Origin of the sequence: Methylococcus mesophilus (assembly GCF_026247885.1) — a bacterium.
Classification (GTDB): domain Bacteria; phylum Pseudomonadota; class Gammaproteobacteria; order Methylococcales; family Methylococcaceae; genus Methylococcus; species Methylococcus mesophilus.
The window spans coordinates 2,936,470-2,953,413 of record NZ_CP110921.1 but is presented as its reverse complement, the minus strand read 5'-3'; the positions used below and the strand labels follow the sequence as shown (position 1 = coordinate 2,953,413).

General features: G+C 62.2%; 14 protein-coding genes and 1 pseudogene. 7 read left to right on the top strand and 8 right to left on the bottom strand.

All coding sequences use genetic code 11. The annotated features are described in order from the left end of the window. Positions 1 to 79: 79 nt before the first annotated feature. Entirely contained in the window at positions 80 to 1,900 is a 1,821-nt protein-coding gene (gene typA, locus OOT43_RS14065) for a translational GTPase TypA (RefSeq protein WP_266024932.1), read from the top strand. 277 nt (positions 1,901 to 2,177) lie between these two features. On the opposite strand, the pseudogene amoB reads toward typA, so the two are convergent. The 7 genes and pseudogenes from amoB to OOT43_RS14030 form a co-directional block, all read right to left on the bottom strand. Beyond that, positions 2,178 to 3,421, bottom strand: a pseudogene (amoB, locus tag OOT43_RS14060) (bacterial ammonia monooxygenase, subunit AmoB). Positions 3,422 to 3,522: 101 nt separating this feature from the next. Next, on the bottom strand, positions 3,523 to 4,266 hold the full coding sequence (amoA, locus tag OOT43_RS14055; RefSeq protein WP_266021197.1) for a bacterial ammonia monooxygenase, subunit AmoA: 744 nt from the start codon (positions 4,264 to 4,266) through the stop codon (positions 3,523 to 3,525). A 149-nt stretch (positions 4,267 to 4,415) separates the two neighbouring features. Further along, a complete protein-coding gene (gene amoC / locus OOT43_RS14050) occupies positions 4,416 to 5,198 on the bottom strand; it encodes a bacterial ammonia monooxygenase, subunit AmoC (RefSeq protein ID WP_266021196.1) in 783 nt (260 codons plus the stop codon). Between the two features lie 351 nt (positions 5,199 to 5,549). Further along, entirely contained in the window at positions 5,550 to 6,362 is an 813-nt protein-coding gene (locus OOT43_RS14045) for a formylmethanofuran dehydrogenase subunit C (protein ID WP_266024930.1), read from the bottom strand. 34 nt (positions 6,363 to 6,396) lie between these two features. Next, on the bottom strand, positions 6,397 to 7,293 hold the full coding sequence (gene fhcD, locus OOT43_RS14040) for a formylmethanofuran--tetrahydromethanopterin N-formyltransferase (RefSeq protein WP_266021195.1): 897 nt from the start codon (positions 7,291 to 7,293) through the stop codon (positions 6,397 to 6,399). Then, positions 7,290 to 8,957 carry a formylmethanofuran dehydrogenase subunit A gene (locus OOT43_RS14035; RefSeq protein ID WP_266021194.1) on the bottom strand — a complete coding sequence of 556 codons (1,668 nt, stop codon included), beginning with the start codon at positions 8,955 to 8,957 and terminating at the stop codon, positions 7,290 to 7,292. Before OOT43_RS14035 ends, fhcD begins: the two co-directional genes overlap by 4 nt. A 28-nt stretch (positions 8,958 to 8,985) precedes the next feature. Next, entirely contained in the window at positions 8,986 to 10,257 is a 1,272-nt protein-coding gene (locus tag OOT43_RS14030; protein ID WP_266021193.1) for a formylmethanofuran dehydrogenase subunit B, read from the bottom strand. A 273-nt stretch (positions 10,258 to 10,530) separates the two neighbouring features. On the opposite strand from OOT43_RS14030, the gene OOT43_RS14025 reads away from it, so the two are divergent. From OOT43_RS14025 to fae, 6 genes are all read left to right on the top strand, one after another. Next, positions 10,531 to 11,523: a beta-ribofuranosylaminobenzene 5'-phosphate synthase family protein gene (locus OOT43_RS14025; RefSeq protein ID WP_266021192.1), complete on the top strand. Its 993-nt coding sequence runs from the start codon at positions 10,531 to 10,533 to the stop codon at positions 11,521 to 11,523. Between the two features lie 7 nt (positions 11,524 to 11,530). After that, entirely contained in the window at positions 11,531 to 12,697 is a 1,167-nt protein-coding gene (locus OOT43_RS14020) for an ATP-grasp domain-containing protein (protein ID WP_266021191.1), read from the top strand. Between the two features lie 23 nt (positions 12,698 to 12,720). Next, positions 12,721 to 13,716, top strand: a complete 996-nt coding sequence (gene mch / locus OOT43_RS14015; RefSeq protein WP_266021190.1) for a methenyltetrahydromethanopterin cyclohydrolase — start codon at positions 12,721 to 12,723, stop codon at positions 13,714 to 13,716. Beyond that, positions 13,709 to 14,635, top strand: a complete 927-nt coding sequence (locus tag OOT43_RS14010) for an ATP-grasp domain-containing protein (RefSeq protein ID WP_266021189.1) — start codon at positions 13,709 to 13,711, stop codon at positions 14,633 to 14,635. The genes mch and OOT43_RS14010 overlap by 8 nt, the downstream gene beginning before the upstream one ends. Next, positions 14,632 to 15,498, top strand: a complete 867-nt coding sequence (locus tag OOT43_RS14005; RefSeq protein ID WP_266021188.1) for a triphosphoribosyl-dephospho-CoA synthase — start codon at positions 14,632 to 14,634, stop codon at positions 15,496 to 15,498. Before OOT43_RS14010 ends, OOT43_RS14005 begins: the two co-directional genes overlap by 4 nt. A gap of 128 nt (positions 15,499 to 15,626) precedes the next feature. Next, complete coding sequence (gene fae / locus OOT43_RS14000; protein WP_218809003.1) at positions 15,627 to 16,139, top strand: formaldehyde-activating enzyme; 513 nt, start codon at positions 15,627 to 15,629, stop codon at positions 16,137 to 16,139. A gap of 83 nt (positions 16,140 to 16,222) precedes the next feature. Here fae and OOT43_RS13995 read toward each other — a convergent pair whose 3' ends face one another. Then, positions 16,223 to 16,906, bottom strand: a complete 684-nt coding sequence (locus OOT43_RS13995) for a HisA/HisF-related TIM barrel protein (RefSeq protein WP_266021187.1) — start codon at positions 16,904 to 16,906, stop codon at positions 16,223 to 16,225. Positions 16,907 to 16,944: the final 38 nt, after the last annotated feature.

Here is a 16,944-nt window from a genome sequence, read left to right as displayed (position 1 = left end):
GTCAAATTTTTCAATGAGCATCCCGCTTCGCCGTGAAGCGGGATGCTTTCTTTTTTCCCACACGACCCCTTTGAGAATCATGGTAGAGAAGTTACGTAACATAGCGATCATCGCGCATGTCGACCACGGCAAGACCACCCTGGTAGACAAGCTGCTCCAGCAAAGCGGCACTTTCGCCGCTCACGAGCGGGTGGGTGAGCGCGTCATGGACTCCAACGACCTCGAGAAAGAGCGAGGCATCACCATCCTTGCGAAAAATACCGCGATCAAATGGCGGGATTATCGTATCAACATCGTCGACACTCCCGGCCACGCCGATTTCGGCGGCGAAGTCGAACGCGTCCTTTCCATGGTCGACTCGGTTTTGCTTCTGGTCGACGCCGTGGACGGGCCCATGCCGCAGACCCGCTTCGTCACTCAAAAAGCCTTCGCCATGGGACTGCACCCGATCGTGGTGATCAACAAGATCGACCGCCCTGGGGCCCGCCCCGACTGGGTGCTGGACCAGACTTTTGATCTGTTCGACCGCCTCGGCGCAACCGAAGCCCAGCTCGATTTCCCGGTCATTTACTGCTCGGCGTTGAACGGCTATGCAGGGCTGAGCCCGGATATCACGGATGGCACGCTGGAACCACTGTTCGAAGCCATCGTGAATCATGTATCGCCGCCCGATGTGGATATCGACGGCCCATTTCAGATGCAAGTGAGCAGCCTTGATTACAACTCCTATGTCGGTGTCATCGGCATCGGGAGAATCACCCGAGGCACCGTCAAAAGGAACACTCCTGTCACACTGATCAAACGCGATGGCAGGCAAAGTGGCGCCCGGATTCTTCAAGTCCTGGCGTTCCACGGCCTGGAACGTATCGAGAGGGAGGAGGCGAGCGCCGGCGACATCATCGCCTTCACCGGTATCGAGGGGCTCGAGATTTCGGATACGCTGTGTGCGGTTGGGTTTGCCGAGCAGCTTCCCCCGCTTACCGTAGACGAACCTACCGTGAGCATGACCTTTCAGGTCAACAATTCGCCTTTCGCAGGGAAGGAAGGCAAGTTCCTTACTTCAAGGCAAATTCGTGACAGGTTGAATCGGGAGCTGATCCACAACGTCGCCCTCCGGGTGGAGGACACGGCAGACCCGGATAAATTTGCGGTTTCCGGCCGGGGAGAACTGCATCTTTCTATTCTTATCGAAAACATGCGGCGGGAAGGTTACGAACTGGCGGTTTCCAGACCCGAAGTCATCATCCGCGAAATCGACGGTGAACCTTGCGAACCCTACGAATTCGTGACGATCGAACTGGAGGAAGCGCATCAGGGCGCCATCATGGAAAAGCTTGGCGAGCGCAAGGGGGACTTGCAGAACATGGTGCCGGATGGTCAAGGACGCGTGCGTCTCGAGTACGTCATCCCTTCCCGAGGACTCATCGGCTTTCAGACGGAGTTCCTCACCACCACATCGGGAACCGGGCTGCTGTATCACGTGTTCGATCACTACGGACCGATCAAAAAGGGAGCGATCGGCCAGAGAACCAATGGGGCCCTGATTTCCAACACATCGGGCAAAGCGCTGGCATTCTCGCTATTCAATCTCCAGGAGCGGGGGCGCCTATTTGTAGAGCATGGCGACGAAGTCTATGAAGGCATGGTAGTCGGCGTGCATACACGGGGAAACGATCTGGTGGTCAACCCCACGAAAGCGAAGCAGCTAACTAACATCCGGGCGGCGGGCAGTGACGAGAACATCCTCCTGACTCCCGCAATCAAATTCAGTCTAGAGCAGGCGATAGAGTTCATTGATGACGATGAACTCGTGGAAGTGACCCCCCAAACCATCCGCATCCGCAAAAAGCTTTTACAGGAACACGAGCGCAAGAAGGCTTCTCGGAGCGCCGACACCTGACGCGGTCCCGCAGCCCCCGTCAGGCAGCATCGGCGAGCCGGGCCTTCACACTTTAACCTACACTTCGCTCGTCCTTGCTCACCCTTTGGGAGAGGGCCGGGGCGAGGGAAACGATCACGGCGGGCGGTCGCCTTCATCATCCAGGGCAGCCGGTCGCCATGGTCGTCGGCTCGACGTTTCCCCGGATAAACAAAAACCCCCAGCCGTTGCCGGCCGGGGGTTTTTGCTTTTACCTTTACCGCCGAGGGGAAGCCCCGAAGGACTTCCCCGTGAGCGATTACATGAACGACGGGATCAGCGGTGCGTCGATCTGGGTGACCTGACGGTTGCCCGTTGCGTCGAAGAAGAACAACAGACCGGCGAAACGGCTGTCCGGATCGTAGATGATGTCGGACAGACGATACACTTCCCACGCTGCGTCCGACGCGGTGACGTCGACCGTGCGGGTCTCACCCGGAGCCAGCGGGCTGTTGTCGCTGACGCTCAGGCCGTCTTCGGCCAGCAGGTCTTCCGGATAGCCGGTGGTGTCCTTGTAGACGCTGGAATCCAGGAAACGTACCGACGCGGTGTAGAACTCACCCAACCGGATCGGGCTGTTGCCGTGGTTGGTGATGGTGAGCTTCATCCGCATGGCGCGACCCGGCACCCGGTAGGTGGCGTCTTCCACTTTCACCGAAACCGTCGGCGCTGCCATTTCCAGCGGCTTCATGCCACGCATGGTGCCGGCCTGCAGCGGGATGGTGATCGGGTACTTGCTGTTGGCGCTGGACATGGCCATGACCACGATCAGGATGGTGGCGGCCAGGAAGCCCATCGCCACCTTGCGGTCGGTGGTGGACACCAGTTCGTCCGCACGGCCTGCATCCACCATCAGCAGACGGGGGATGAAGATCGGTCGGCGCGACCAGTAGCCGATCCAGGCAATGCCGATGGCGAACCAGAAGGCATGCCAGAAGTAGGTGTTGCCTTCGTTGTAGTTCTCCAGGTCCACCGTCTGCCCGGTCAGGGTGGTGACGGGGTTCCGGAACTCGCTCATGGAGCCTTCCACGGTGATCCACTTGCCGGGGCCGATGATCGGACCGCCGCCCTGGACGTTCATCATGGTGTGGACGTGCCAGTCACCCGGACGACGGGCCTTGAGAACAACCCGGAAGTCGTAGGTCTTGCCAATTTCCAGGCGCACCGAACGCGGCACCAGCTGACCGCCGATGTACGATTCCTTGCGGATGAACACCGGGCCCGGCATGCCGACGTTGAGGAACGCGACATCCGGTTCGTCGACCGTTTCCGGCCAGCCTTCGAACACGTGGAACTTGCCTTTGATTTCCACGGTTTCGTTGATTTTGACTTTCTCTTTCGACCAAGTCAGATCGTACCAGTGGATGGTACGCATACGCATGAACGCGGCCTGCGATTTCTCACCGTGGGCGGCAGCGTTCGGGCGTAGAAGCTGGTCGCTGCCACGGCGGACAGCAGTCCGATTGCAGACCATTTTGCAATCCGGTCCTTTATTGTTTTCATGATCTCTCCTCTTTCGAGTTCTTGCTGTTGGGTCTCTCGCCGGCCAGTCACCCGGCCGGACGCTCTCTCACATAGGTCTTGCGCGGGCCCGATCGTGACGATCAGGTGGCCTGCAGGAACCGTTCGTTGGAGAACCAGCGACCGATGAAGTGCCACATGAAGTAGATCAGGATCGACATGAACGCGGAGAAGAATGCCGATACCGGGGCGACGTCCTTACCGAAGGTACGCAGGGTGCCCTTCTCTACCATGCGGATGTATTCCGGGGTACCCGTGCGGACGTAGTTGTAGCCCTGGATGTCGGCGATCGACATCAGCATGCCGTTGTACTCCACCGGTACGTGCAGCGGCGCGATGATCGGCCAGTTGCCCGGGTAGAAGATCAGACCCCAGCCCATGGCACCGACGATGGCGGTGAACAGGTAGCTGCCCGACAGCATCAGGACCGTGTCCAGAATGATCGCGCCCGGCACCAGCGAGGCGGGGAAGCAGAAGTTGACCGGGAAGTAGGTCCAGCCCCAGAAGTTGAAGTACCGGTTGATCCACTCACCCAGCAGCAGGCCGAGGATGCAGACGGTCGCTCCCCAGGGCAGACGATACCGTTCCCACAGGTAGGATTGGACGGCCGCCGGGAAGGTGACCAGCACGATCGGGGTCACGGTGACCCACAGTCGACGGTCTTTCCAGTCCGACCAGAAGTCCCAGTCGCCCATGGTGAGCATGGCGTGAATGTGGTACGAGCCCACGATCACGAAGAACACCACGAACAAGGCCAGCCAGTCGATGGTCCGGGACAGCTGGACCGCTTCGGCGTGCGAACGAACCGCAGATTGCGCAGCACTCATTAAAGTTACCTCCAAATTTGTCGTTTTCTTATTTTCGACGGTGCCCGGGAATCCCCGGACACCCATCGCCGCGAGTCCCTTCCGGCCGCCGGACCGGCTTGAGGCCTGTCGCCAGAACCCCGAAAACCGGCCGCCGGCCTGACAGTTCCTTATTTCGCGATCAAGCCTTCGTCCACGGCTTCACAGATGGACTGTCCCAGTCCGCCCTGAGTGAAGCTGTAGAAGGTCTGGGTCAGTGCGCCCATGACGGCCAGCGCCAGCCAGCCGAAGATCACGAAGCCGTAGTGCAGCGGCGCCACGAACAGCTCTTCCATGAACCAGAAGGTGTGACCCCACTCGTTCAGACCCACGTTCGGCAGAATCATGAACGGACCCACCACCAGCACCAGGTACGGCAGCGAAATGCCCTTCGCGAAGAACGGCAGACGCGTCTTGGCGTAGAGGAACGCCGCAAAGCCGGTGATGATGTAGATCGGGTAGCTCAGGTAGAACTCGATGATGTGCGACGGGGTGAAGTCGGTGTCGCGCACGATCGTCTGATGCCAGGTGCCGTCCTGCTCGGTGAAGTAGGAAGCGCCCCAGTAGATGGCCCAGGCGTAGGCTACCAGCCAGGTCAGGTGGGTGAAGTTGCGGCGCAGTTCTTCACGCGGGGTCAGCGCGGCCAGGTTGCGGTCGCGGGTCTTCCAGATGTAACCCCACAGGATCGAAGCCGTCACGATTTCCAGGACGATCTCGGTGTACAGGAAGTTCATCCAGTAGGTTTCGAACTCCGGTGCGAACGAGTCCAGGCCGGCGGACCAGCCGTAGACGCCTTCGTACCAGCGCACCCACATATAGAACACGGTGTAGATAGTGATAGCGAAAACCAGCCACTTCTTGTCCAGCAGCGGCGCTTCGGCCGCAGCTGCACCACCCAAAGTTGTTGCTGCCATTTTTACCTCCAACTGTTATATCGACATAAACATCAGCGCATTGCGCCGATGAATCTTCTCTCACTTCCCTGCTTGTTTCATGCATCCTTGCCGCCCCTCAGAACCGTGCTTTCAGGCATGCCGGCCCTTTTGGTGGGTCGCAGTCTATCACCCAACCCGAGACTGTCAAGAAAAATCTGCGGCATTTTGACGCAGGCTCGTTTGTGCAAGCCAACGTCATGAATCTGCTGAAAGATTCGCCATCCATTAGAAAAAATAGCGGGCAGAAAGGGGCGAGGAGGCCCGCTGCCATCCCGACTGGCAAGGGAGGCTAGACCCGCAAACGGTATGCGCGGGACGCGCTGGTGGGGGTCAAGCGACCAACAGGATTTCGCCCTTGCCTTGCACCGACAGATCTCCGGCCAGCCGACGCGCGCGCGCGCGGCGTGCTTGAGGGCCAGAGAACCAAGTGTCCAGACCGTAGTACCCCTTGAGCAGCAAAGGCAGGAAACCCAGGGTATGCAGACCGCAGTCGTTGAAGGTGGCGCCGATGGCCACCGGAGAACCATACAGCAACAGGGTTCCGCGCTTCATGGCATAGCCGGCACAGGCGCCGATGCGACCCCGTACGGCTATCGTGCCGGCCGTCATCCGGGCCCCGAGATACGACCCGGCATTGCCCTCGATCAGAATTGAACCGCGGCGCATATGGTCGCCGACGCGGTCTCCGGCATCGCCGCGAACGATCACGACGCCTTCCGACATGCCCTTTTTATTGCCGGGAAGAGCGCCGCCGAGCAGGTCGCCGACATTCCCGGAAATCTCGACGATACCGCCCTTGAGCTCGCACGCCGTATACAGGCCGGCTGAACCTGACACGTACAAACGCCCTCCTTTCATGTGCATACCGGCGTAAGCGCCAGCATCACCCTCTATAACGAGGGAACCTCGCGTCATCCCTCTGCCGGCGAAGTCGAGTTTCGGCGAGCCGGAAATACGGACCGACTCCGCATCGTCTCCTTCGATAGCGAACAGTTCCCCCGCGGCGATCCGATGATTGCCGTATTGCAGGGTCAGCGCGGAAACCTCCTTTTGCGACTTGCCCACCAATAAATCCGGAACGAGCGGAGAAACGTCCAGCCGCTGCTGCAGCGGCGACTTCAGCGTAAAGCTCAATGCAGTCATAATCGATTCCTTGTTGGCCGCGGCCTGACGGCGTTCAAGCCATGATTTCGCGGAGGTGGAACAGGAACGGCCCGAGCTTGCCACCGTAGTTGCCGGCGCTGACGCGCCGGATGCCGTTGGCTGCACCCAGCCCGCAAGCCGCCTCGATGCCTGCGCGCATCGCCTTGGTGATATCGGCATCGCTCAAGCCATCGATCACGATTTCCATCACCGACTCGATTTCCGGCGAAAGCTCGGTCCGCGTTTGCCCTTTCAAGGTCGGGCAGAAGGCGTCGTTGGTCGATGCCGGCAGGGTTTTGTACTTCGAGCCGACCTTGGAACCCGACCGGACGACGCCGCCGGGGAACGGCATGATGACGTTGGGAATCCTGCGCATCGCCTCGATCGCCGCCTCGCACGCGGCCAACGCCTGGGGCTGCGATTCGGCCAGGATGAGAAAATTGCCGCCGCCGACCGCCTTGATCATCCCGGTGGTCTCCTGGCAGAGGAACTCTCCGTCCATAACCGGTACGCGCCAATAGCGCTTGCCGCCGATCCGCTTGGAAATCTGGAAGCCGTCACCGAAATAACGCAGATTCTTCCCCAGGGGGATTTGCTCGCCTTCGTCGATCCCTGCGAACAGCGCGGAGGTGGGCGAGGTCAGCACGCACTGCCCGGCCCGTGTCTCCAGTTGCTTCGCCAGCCCCTTGCCGCCCATGGCGAACAGCAGCGCCGATACGCCAGGACGTCCGTCCGGAGTTTCGGCGGGATCGAGTTCCCGCTCGATGCCAGCTTCGCAGCCGCAGGCGATGACCGAGGTCGCGAAGCCCGTCATGGCCTGGGCCGCGTGATGGGCCCACTTGAGATTCTGGGCCGTGACGATCACGCGCGTGGCGCGCATCGGGAACGCCTCCGCGAACGTCTCGTCGATATGTACGCCGTTGATGATCATGACCGTGCCCCCTGATGGCAGGGATGGACGAGGATCTTGCTGCGGCCATCGCCCTCGATTTCCCAATCGTTGATAACGAAATTATCGAGCTTCATGGTGTGGTAGCGGTCGAAGTAATCGCGCAGCCGCGCTTCGATGCCGCTGTCGAATTCCGGCTGGACGGTATGCAGATTTCCCCACACGACCTTGACGACCTCGCCGTTGCGCACGACCAGTTCGCCGTCCTTGAAGACGTAATCCGGCCGGGTGAACATCTTTTCCTTATCGGCCTGATCGGTGTAGACGGTGATGTCCGCCGCCGCTCCTGCCCCCAGGTGGCCGCGGTCGGTCAGCCCCAGCAGCCGGGCCGCGCCGGCCCGGGTCATGATGGCGATTTCATATAAGGAATATTCGCGGTCGAGCGTCCCCAGGGTGCTCAGCGCTGCCGCTTCCGGATTGACCGTGGACAACATGTCGTTGCGGAAGCTCTTGTCCATCAGCAGCCGGATCAGATGCGGATAGGCGGTGAACGGCGCCCCATTGGGGTGATCCGTGGTCAGGAAGACGCGCCAGGGATCTTCGATCAGCAGGAAGGTTTCCAGGCCGATACACCACTGCAGCGCGTTGACGAAGTTCTTGTCGCGGTATTTGAACGGCACCACGCCGCAGCCGGCGTCGCATTCGATGTCCATGCAGACCCATTTGTCCGGGTGGGCATGGCCCGCGTTGGCGTGCTGACGCATCGAATCGCCCGAAGCCGTGACGGTCTGGCCGAATAGAATCTGCCCGACGTCGATCGTGATGTTCTTGTTGGCGTTGATGGCCTCGGCGATGCGCGCCGCGCCGGAGGAGAACTTGCGGTCCCCCTCGACGCCGTAGCTGTGGAACTGGATGTGGGTCAGATGCATCGGCAGGCCTTCGATGCCGCTGATGGTGTTCAGCGTCGTCTCGACATTGCCCGGCACCCCGAGGTTGCAGCCGTGGACGTGCAGCGGATGCGGCACGCCCAGTTCATGGACGGCGCGCGCGAGGGATTTCAGAATCTGCCGAGGCGTCACGCCGTAGTACACGTGCTTTTCGTCCAGATCCAGCATGCGCTGGTTGAACTTGAACGCGCTGATGCCCCCGGGATTGACCACTTTGATGCCGATCGCCTTGGCGGAACGGATCGTCCAGGCGACGTAGTCGTTGATCAGCTGCTGGTCGGTTCCGGAGGACAAGAGCCGCAGGAAGAAATCGTCGCTGCCCAGCATGACGTAGCCGCCGACGTCCAACAGCGGAACGTCCGCCATCTCCATGTGGGCCTGGCGCGCATTGATGGGCAGCACGGCGGGCTCGAAACCGGCGGTGTAGCCCATCTCCGCGTAACGGTAGCCGGTGGTCAGGGTCGAAGGTGCGGCGTGGCCGCAGCCTGCCCGCATCAGGCCCCGGCGCGGCTCGGGGTCGGCACGATGGTCTTCCGGCAGCAGGTTGCGGGCGATGGTCACCTTGCCGCCGCCGATGTGGGTATGCATGTCGATGGCGCCGGCCATCACCACCTTGCCGCGCAGGTCGTACTCTTGATCCGGCGTTGCGCCGTTCAGCGAATGGACAATCCTGCCGTCGCGGATGAAAAGGTTGCGCACCTGTCCGTTGATGCCGTTCGCCGGATCGTAAACGGTGCCGCCCGTAAGCTTGATCAGCATGATTTCGAATCTCCCAAGGAAGCAGGCGCTAGAGCGACTGCTCGATCGCCGCCAGCGCGGCGGCAGCACTCGTCAACCCGCAATCGCGCAGCGGATAGAGCGGCATGGCCACGACGTTGTCGCAGCGGTACATGTGGCCCGCATGGTCGATACCCGGAACGCCGACGGGAATGTACACCTCCGGCTCCTTGTCGAACTGCATGCCGGAACGGCCGATCACCACCGTCGGCAGCTCGGCGGCCGGCGGCGGCGCCACCGAGAGGCTGGACACCCAGACCAGCGCGTCGGCTTCGCCCTCGCTCAGCAAGCGCGCGGTATCGTTGAGGTACGGGTCGTATTCGGGAAAGCCGCGGGCGAAACTCACGCGGGTAGGATAGCCGGTCAGCCAGGCGCAGACTTGGCTGGCGGTCCGGTCGCCGTCTTGCCCCCCCAAGGGCAACACCGCAGCGCGGGTCTCCTTGTTGAGCGCCGTCACCGCCTGGCAAACCTGCTGCACCGTCAGGTCGGCGTGGGGAAAATCGAGCTGCCCGGCCACCCATGTCACGACGCTGTAGCTCGATCGCTTGAGCCGGTCCACGACGCCCTGCAGCGCAGCGACCGGCACGCCGCCCGCCGTTTCGGCTTGGAGCGATGCACCCCGCGCAAGGGCCGACAGCGCAGCGGCGAGTTCCGGCAAATGCTGGGGAGCGCATTCGATCACCTGTGGACGACGCCCGTCGGGAGATGCAGCCGCATCGCCACTTGGAGCCCGGCCGAGATAGATCACTTCCCGCTTGGCGGGATCCTGCCCGAACAGGGTTTCCTGGTTCCAGACGAAGCGCTCGAAAAAACGGGGAAAGGCGGCCTCGACATCGCTGCCGAACACCAGGAGCACTTCGACGCGGTTCTTCACTTCGGCCAGCGTCGTCGCGATCCAACCCGAATCGGCCAGCACCAGCAGGTTGCGGACGCCGCCGCCGGCGCGGGCCTGATCGAAGACACCGCGGGCCTTGTCGATAAGCGAGAGCGCGGCGCGAGTGTCGTTGACATCGGTTCCGAAGCCGCTGAACACCGGCAGCCTGGCATCCCTCAGAATCGTCGCCGCCCGCTGCACCGCCTCAGCCAGGGAAACCGGCTTGCCGGCGATACGGGGAGCGCAATCGGTCACGGGTAGTTCGAAACCGGGAATCGTGACGGCATCGCCATTTGCCAGCACCCGCACGCTCGAACCGGAAACCTCAACTTTCAGGTCGTCGGAGGCGATACCGCAGAACGGACTGGGAACGTTGTCCCAGACCTTGGCCGAGGTGTTGTCGGTCATGCCCTTTCCTTAATATGCTCTGATTGAGAGTCTGAAGTGGTTCCAAATCCGGCGTCATCAGGGACGTGGACAGGCAGCCATCCGCGTGGCTGGCAAGAATAGGGAATCCAGACCCGTTTTTCAACTTGCGGCCAGCCATGCCGAACGGGGCGAACAATCGACAAAACGGTCCCATTCCTCTAGGCTAAAGACCTTTTGCCGCGCCGTGTCGACCGAACGCGCCAAGCCCCTCGACCGGCGCAGATATCGCCCCAGCATCACCCTCCGAACGCCATGCCGAAACCGTCTCCCCGCGTCCGCGTCCACGCCCCCGCCCGTCTGCATCTCGGGTTCATCGACATCTCCGGCACATTCGGGCGCAGATTCGGCAGCATCGGCGTCGCGATCGAGGACATATCCACGCGCCTGAACCTTTGGCCGAGCCGAGAGCCGCGCGTTGTCGGACCGTCGGCGGAAAAAGCGCTGGCAATCCTGGAAAAGCTCCAAGCCGCTTTGAGCCTGCCGGGATCAGCCACAGTCGAAATCGAATCCGCAATTCCGGAGCATGTAGGCCTGGGATCCGGCACGCAAATGGCTCTTGCCTTGGGCAGCGCTCTGATCCGGGCCTATGGGCTGCCGCTCACTCCCAGAGATCTCGCGCCGCTCATCGAAAGGGGCGCGCGGTCGGGAATCGGACTGGCATCGTTCGAACAGGGCGGACTGATCGTCGACGGCGGACGCGGCCCGCAAACCGTCAGCCCGCCGGTGATCGCGCGCCTGCCGATACCGGAAGACTGGCGCTTCATCCTGGTGTTCGACTCACGAGGACAGGGCCTTCACGGCTCGCAGGAAATCGACGCCTTCCGGGCCTTGCCGCCGTTCCCGGAGCACGAGGCCGCCCGCCTGAGCCACCTGATTCTGATGCAGACATTGCCCGCCCTCGCGGAAAACCGGCTCGAGACCTTCGGTGCCGGCATCACCGAGATCCAACGATCCGTGGGCGACTATTTCGCGCCCGCACAAGGCGGGCGCTTCACCAGCCCCGACGTCGCCGCAGCCCTCGAGTGGCTCGCAACCCAAGGGGCTGTGGGCGTCGGGCAGAGCTCTTGGGGACCGACGGGCTTTTGTCTCGTCGCTTCCGAACGAGAGGCGCAGCGGCTGGCGGCGGCGAACGGCGCGCCGGATATCGCGGCGTATCTCGATTTCAAGATCGCCCGCCCCCGCAACCGGGGGGCCGACGTGACGCTTGCAATACCGGCCGCCGAGCCGGATCCCGCCCAAGCCTAGCATCCAGATGGGGGAAACCGGCTCCGCCCTGGTGGTTGCGGCATCCGCCTCCACTCTCAGCCGCTCGCTGAAGCGAGGAGGATGGACGCCGTTCGCGATCGACGGATTCGGCGACCTTGACACCCGGGAACACTGCAGCGAATGCCGGGTCGTGCCGCTCGGCAGGAACGGCTTCGACGCCTCTGCCCTGCGATCGGCCCTTGACCGGATGGAACCCACCGACGTCGCGCTTTACGGCGGCGGCCTGGATTCGCTGCCCGGCGTGATCGAACACCTCGCCCGGGGACGCCTCCTCGCGGGCAATGCCGCAGAAACCGTCCGGCTCGCAAAGACGCCCCGCCTGTTCTTTGCACTGCTTTCCGGCCTGGGTATACCGTTCCCGGAAACGCGCTTCGACCCGCCCCGCGACGTTTGCGGCTGGCTGGTCAAGCATGGCGGTAGCGAGGGTGGAGGCGCCGTGGCTTTCGCCAGCGATACGGAAACCTCAAGACCGGACCGCTACTTCCAGCGCCACCTTGACACCCCCCCCATGTCGGCCTTGTTTCTAGCCGATGGCACGGAATCGAAAATCGTCGGTTTCAATACCCTTTGGACATTGGCAACCGATCCGCACCTGCCGTTCCGGTTTGCCGGAGCAATCAACCGGGCATCGCTGAGCGTGTCCCAACGGGAGACGGTACGCGGGATTGTGGCCGGGCTCGTCCCGGCTCTGCGGTTGCGCGGCCTGAACAGCCTCGATTTCATGGCAGGCAAGGATGGGGAAATCCGTGTGCTCGAACTCAATCCGCGCCCCAGCGCTACCATGGCGCTTTACGACGACGAGTTCCCCTCCGGCCTGGCCAGGCTTCATATCCGCGCCTGCCTCGAGAGGCTGCCCGAATTTGAAGTGTCCGCAAGCCCGGTCCGTGCCTTCCGAATCCTCTACGCCCCCGATGACGTGAAGCCTCGAGGGCCACTAGAATGGCCATCGTGGTGCCGGGACCGGCCCGGCCCCGGGTGCAGCATCGAGAAAGGCGCACCGCTGTGCACGATCACAGCCGAAGGAGCCGACGTAAGCGGCGTGCTTCGAAGTCTCGTCGCACGGGAAACCTCCCTCATGCGAACGATGACCGCCGGGTACGATCTCGCGGCCATCTGCCGCCCGCCCGGCAGCCGATCAGCGAAACATCCGTAATTCCTATTTTCAAGAGGACCATCATGCAGAACCGCGTCAGCGTCAACGCTCACAGCCAGCCCATCGTCAAATACCTGATCACCTATGCCGACAAGCTGCGCCTCCAGATCGACCGGCTGCCCAACGGCTGTACCATCATCGACGCAGGCATCAAGGTACCCGGAAGCCTGGAAGCAGGCCGCCTCATCGGCGAAATCTGTATGGGCGGGCTCGGGCGCGTCACGCTCACCCACACCGACACCTTCAGCAAATGGCCGTTGATGGTTAACGTCCACACCTCCAATCCGGTGATCGCCTGCCTCGGCAGCCAATATGCCGGGTGGAGCCTTTCGCACGGCGAAGGCAAGGAAGGCTTCTATGCCCTCGGCTCGGGACCGGCGCGCGCCATGGCCACCAAAATCAAGGACGGCAACGAAGAGCCCGTGGAAGAGCTGTACAAGGAACTGAACTACCGTGACAGCCATACCGAAACGGCGATCGTGATGGAAGTCGACAAGATCCCGCCGGTCGAGGTCACCGACAAAATCGCCCGCGCCTGCAAGCTGGATCCCAATCATCTCACCGTCATCCTCACCCCGACCAGCAGTCTGGCGGGCGGCATGCAGGTAGTGGCACGGGTACTCGAAGTCGCCTTGCACAAGGCGCATGCCTTGCATTTCCCACTGGAAAACATCATCGACGGCACCGGCTGCGCCCCGGTGCCGCCGCCGCACCCGAACTTCATCAAGGCCATGGGCCGCACCAACGACGCCATCTTGTTTGGCGGGCGCGTACATCTGTTCGTCAAGGGCAGCGATGAAGCCGCCGAAACCCTGGCCAATGAGCTGCCGAGCTCGGTCTCGCGGGACTACGGCAAGCCGTTCGCCGAAGTATTCAAGGAATACAAATACGACTTCTTCAAAGTCGACGCCATGCTGTTCAGCCCAGCCAGCGTGATAGTCACAACCGTGGACTCCGGCCGCAGCTTCCATGCCGGGGAAGTGGACGTGGAACTCCTGGAGCGTTCGTTCGGTGGCTGAACCGGGGCGCATCGCCATCATCACGGATGACCCGGGCTGGCACGGGGCGCGGCTGAAACAGGCGTTCGCCGAGCGCGGTTTCGGCTGCGCCTACGTGTCGCTGACCGACTGCCGGCTGGACTTGGTAGACCCGGCGCTGCCGGTCCGCCTGCCGGGCTTCCGCGAACACCTGCCCGCGGGCGTGTTCGTACGGGGCGTCCCAGGCGGCTCGCTGGAACAGGTGACCTTCTACCTCGACATCCTGCACGGGCTAAACCTGCTCGGCATCCCCGTCTACAACGATGCCCGGGCCATCGAACGCACCGTGGACAAGGGCATGACCAGCTTCCTGCTGCTGCGGGCCGGGATTCCGACACCGCCGACCTGGGTGCTCGGAGATCCCGAGGCCGCCATGGAGATCGCCCGCCGCGAGCTGGCGGCCGGGCATCGCCTCGTCTCCAAGCCGTTGTTCGGCTCACAAGGCACCGGCCTGCAACGCCACGACCGCCTGGAAGACTTGGCAAACCTGGCCCCCGCCAACGGAATCTATTACCTCCAGCGTTACGTCTGCTGCGACGAGAACGCCCCCCACGACTGGCGCATTTTCGTCATCCGCGGGCGCACCGTGGCGGCGATGCGCCGCTGTGGCGTGACCTGGCTGAACAACGTGGCGCAAGGCGCGCGCTGCGAACCTGCCCGGCTCGACGACATCCTCCTGTGCCGCCTGGCGGAAGATGCCGCCAGGACACTGGACATGGCCTATGCCGGCGTCGACATCATCCGCGACCAGCACGGGCGCTACACGGTACTGGAAGTCAACAGCGTGCCAGCGTGGAAGGGCCTTCAGAGCGTCAGCGACGTGGTCATCGCCGATCTGCTCGCCGACGACTTTCTCGGCCGCTGCCAACACGCCGAGTCCGTGCGCTGCGCCGCGACATGACCGTGTCCGCCGCGTCACTCGAAGCCGCCTATCGCTGGGCGTGCGAGACCGAACTGCAGGCATTCAAACCCGGCAACGTCAGCGTGCACTCCGAAGGCCATGGCATGACCGTGGAACATTTCCGGCAGAGCGCTCTGGCCAGCGCGCCGGAGCTGTGCCGGACGGAACCGTGCCTGGGCGAACGCATTTACCGGGCAATCGAAGCCACGTGGGACGCAGTGGAGTGCAACACCAATCTGGGCATCGTGCTCCTGGCCGCGCCACTGATCGCCGCAGGCCAGACCAAACGGAAAGAAGAATCACTGAGAAACGGCCTGCAACGAGTCCTACGCGCCACCACGATTGATGACGCCGCGTGGGTGTACCGGGCCATCCGCCTGGCCCAACCCGGCGGCCTGGGCGAAGCCCCCGAGCACGATGTGCGCATCCCGCCGAGCATCCCGCTGCGCGACGCGATGCGGCTGGCCGCCGGCCGGGACCGCATTGCCTTTCAATACACCTGCGACTATACGGATGTTTTTGATTTCATAATTCCACGCTATCATAGTGCGCTGTCCCGATGGGACAATGAAGGCTGGGCGGCGGTGGCTGCGTTTTCCGGTGTGCTTGCGCGTATTCCGGACAGCCACATCGAACGCAAATTCGGGCCCCGTTACTCCCCGTGGGTATCGGAGAAGATGGTGCTCATCGAGAAAACGCTGTCCTATACCGCGCGACCTGAATCGGTTTTGGGGCTTCTACGGGACGTGGATGCCGATTTCAAGACGTGCGGGATAAACCCTGGCACGACTGCCGACCTGACGGTCGCCGGTCTGCTCGCCGTGCGCCTGGAGGCGATTTTCGCCGGGACACGCCGGGGTTAAACCTTCGGACACGTGGGACCGATGCGGACACTCCGCGAGAAACTTCGGTCTTGAGAACCTCTCCCGGGGAAATAACCATGTCCTTATTAAAAAAGTTTTTTTCGTTTTTTTCACAAGAGGAAATTCAGATGGGTAAAGTAAACAAGTTGTTGGTCGGCGAAGCACTGTGCGGCGGCGGCAACGAGATCGCTCACATCGACCTGATCATGGGTCCCCGCGGCAGCGCTGCGGAAGCGGCATTCGCCAACACCCTGACCAACAACAAAGACGGCTTCACCTCCCTGCTGGCAGTGGTTGCACCCAACCTGCTGTGCAAGCCGAACACCGTCATGTTCAACAAGGTCACCATCAAGAACGGCAAGCAGGCCACCCAGATGTTCGGACCTGCACAGCGCGGTGTCGCCATGGCCGTTGCCGATTGCGTGGAAGACGGCACCATTCCGGCCGACGAAGCCGACGACCTGTTCATCTGCGTGGGCGTGTTCATCCACTGGCTGGCCGAAGACGACGCGAAGATCCAGGACTACAACTACGAAGCGACCAAGCTGTCCATCAAGCGCGCCGTCGCCGGCGAGCCGAAGGCTGCAGACGTCGTCGCTCGCAAGGGCAGCGAAGCTCATCCGTTCGCAGCTCACAACTAATTGCGATCTGCCTGGACTGCCGGATTTTTTGGCAGTTTCGCAGCGGTAAGGGAAAAGCGCTGTTTTTAGCGCTTTTCCTTTTTTCAGGGTGCTGCACCGCTGGGCCGGCTCAATTCGAGCGAGCCGGAATGCAAAGCGCTCGCCACCAGAACGGCATGAACACCCCGCCCCTCCAGAGCCTCCAGGTCTCCGCCGTGGCGCACTCCTCCCGCCGCTATCAGCGCCCTGTCCGGCGCCAGTTGACGGACGCGGTCGAGGAGACCCAGATCGGGACCGTCGAAACTGCCGACCCGGTTCAGAGTCATGACGATCACCCTCTCCGGCCAGCTTTGCGGCGTGTCCAGGATTTCGGAACACCCTTTCAGCCCCCCGTCGAAAAAGTCCAGCGACAAGATCCAATCGTGAGCCGTAATTCGCTGCAGCCGCTCCACCGCCGGAAGCGATTCACTGCCGATGACCGGGACGATGGCGTCCCGCGCCGCCTCCCTTGCCTCGGGCACCCCTTGATCCAGCCAAAAGACAATACCGGGAAACGCCGTACGCAGCGCCGCAACGAGCCTGTTCTGACAGCCGAAGCCCATGAGGGCGTCCAGATCGGCGATATAAAAAGTGTCGAACGGATGGAGACTCAGGAAGGCTTCAACCACCGCGAAGGGATCGGCATCCCGGCAGAGAGGGCTGCTGAGCGGCTGATAGCTCTCGCGCCGCCCTTTGACAGCATGAACGACAAGCCCCTGCGTGAGATCGAGCACGGGAATGATCTTCATTGATTCATTGGCGTTGGCCGCCCCTCCTTAGAAATCGG

Coding starts and splice junctions, on each gene's coding strand:
- amoA (WP_266021197.1), bottom strand. CDS start 4,266: ATGAGTGCTGCGCAATCTGCGGTTCGTTCGCACGCCGAAGCGGTCCAG.
- fhcD (WP_266021195.1), bottom strand. CDS start 7,293: ATGATCATCAACGGCGTACATATCGACGAGACGTTCGCGGAGGCGTTC.
- OOT43_RS14045 (WP_266024930.1), bottom strand. CDS start 6,362: ATGACTGCATTGAGCTTTACGCTGAAGTCGCCGCTGCAGCAGCGGCTG.
- OOT43_RS14020 (WP_266021191.1), top strand. CDS start 11,531: ATGGGGGAAACCGGCTCCGCCCTGGTGGTTGCGGCATCCGCCTCCACT.
- OOT43_RS13995 (WP_266021187.1), bottom strand. CDS start 16,906: ATGAAGATCATTCCCGTGCTCGATCTCACGCAGGGGCTTGTCGTTCAT.
- amoC (WP_266021196.1), bottom strand. CDS start 5,198: ATGGCAGCAACAACTTTGGGTGGTGCAGCTGCGGCCGAAGCGCCGCTG.
- typA (WP_266024932.1), top strand. CDS start 80: ATGGTAGAGAAGTTACGTAACATAGCGATCATCGCGCATGTCGACCAC.
- OOT43_RS14035 (WP_266021194.1), bottom strand. CDS start 8,957: ATGCTGATCAAGCTTACGGGCGGCACCGTTTACGATCCGGCGAACGGC.
- OOT43_RS14025 (WP_266021192.1), top strand. CDS start 10,531: ATGCCGAAACCGTCTCCCCGCGTCCGCGTCCACGCCCCCGCCCGTCTG.
- fae (WP_218809003.1), top strand. CDS start 15,627: ATGGGTAAAGTAAACAAGTTGTTGGTCGGCGAAGCACTGTGCGGCGGC.
- mch (WP_266021190.1), top strand. CDS start 12,721: ATGCAGAACCGCGTCAGCGTCAACGCTCACAGCCAGCCCATCGTCAAA.
- OOT43_RS14005 (WP_266021188.1), top strand. CDS start 14,632: ATGACCGTGTCCGCCGCGTCACTCGAAGCCGCCTATCGCTGGGCGTGC.
- OOT43_RS14030 (WP_266021193.1), bottom strand. CDS start 10,257: ATGACCGACAACACCTCGGCCAAGGTCTGGGACAACGTTCCCAGTCCG.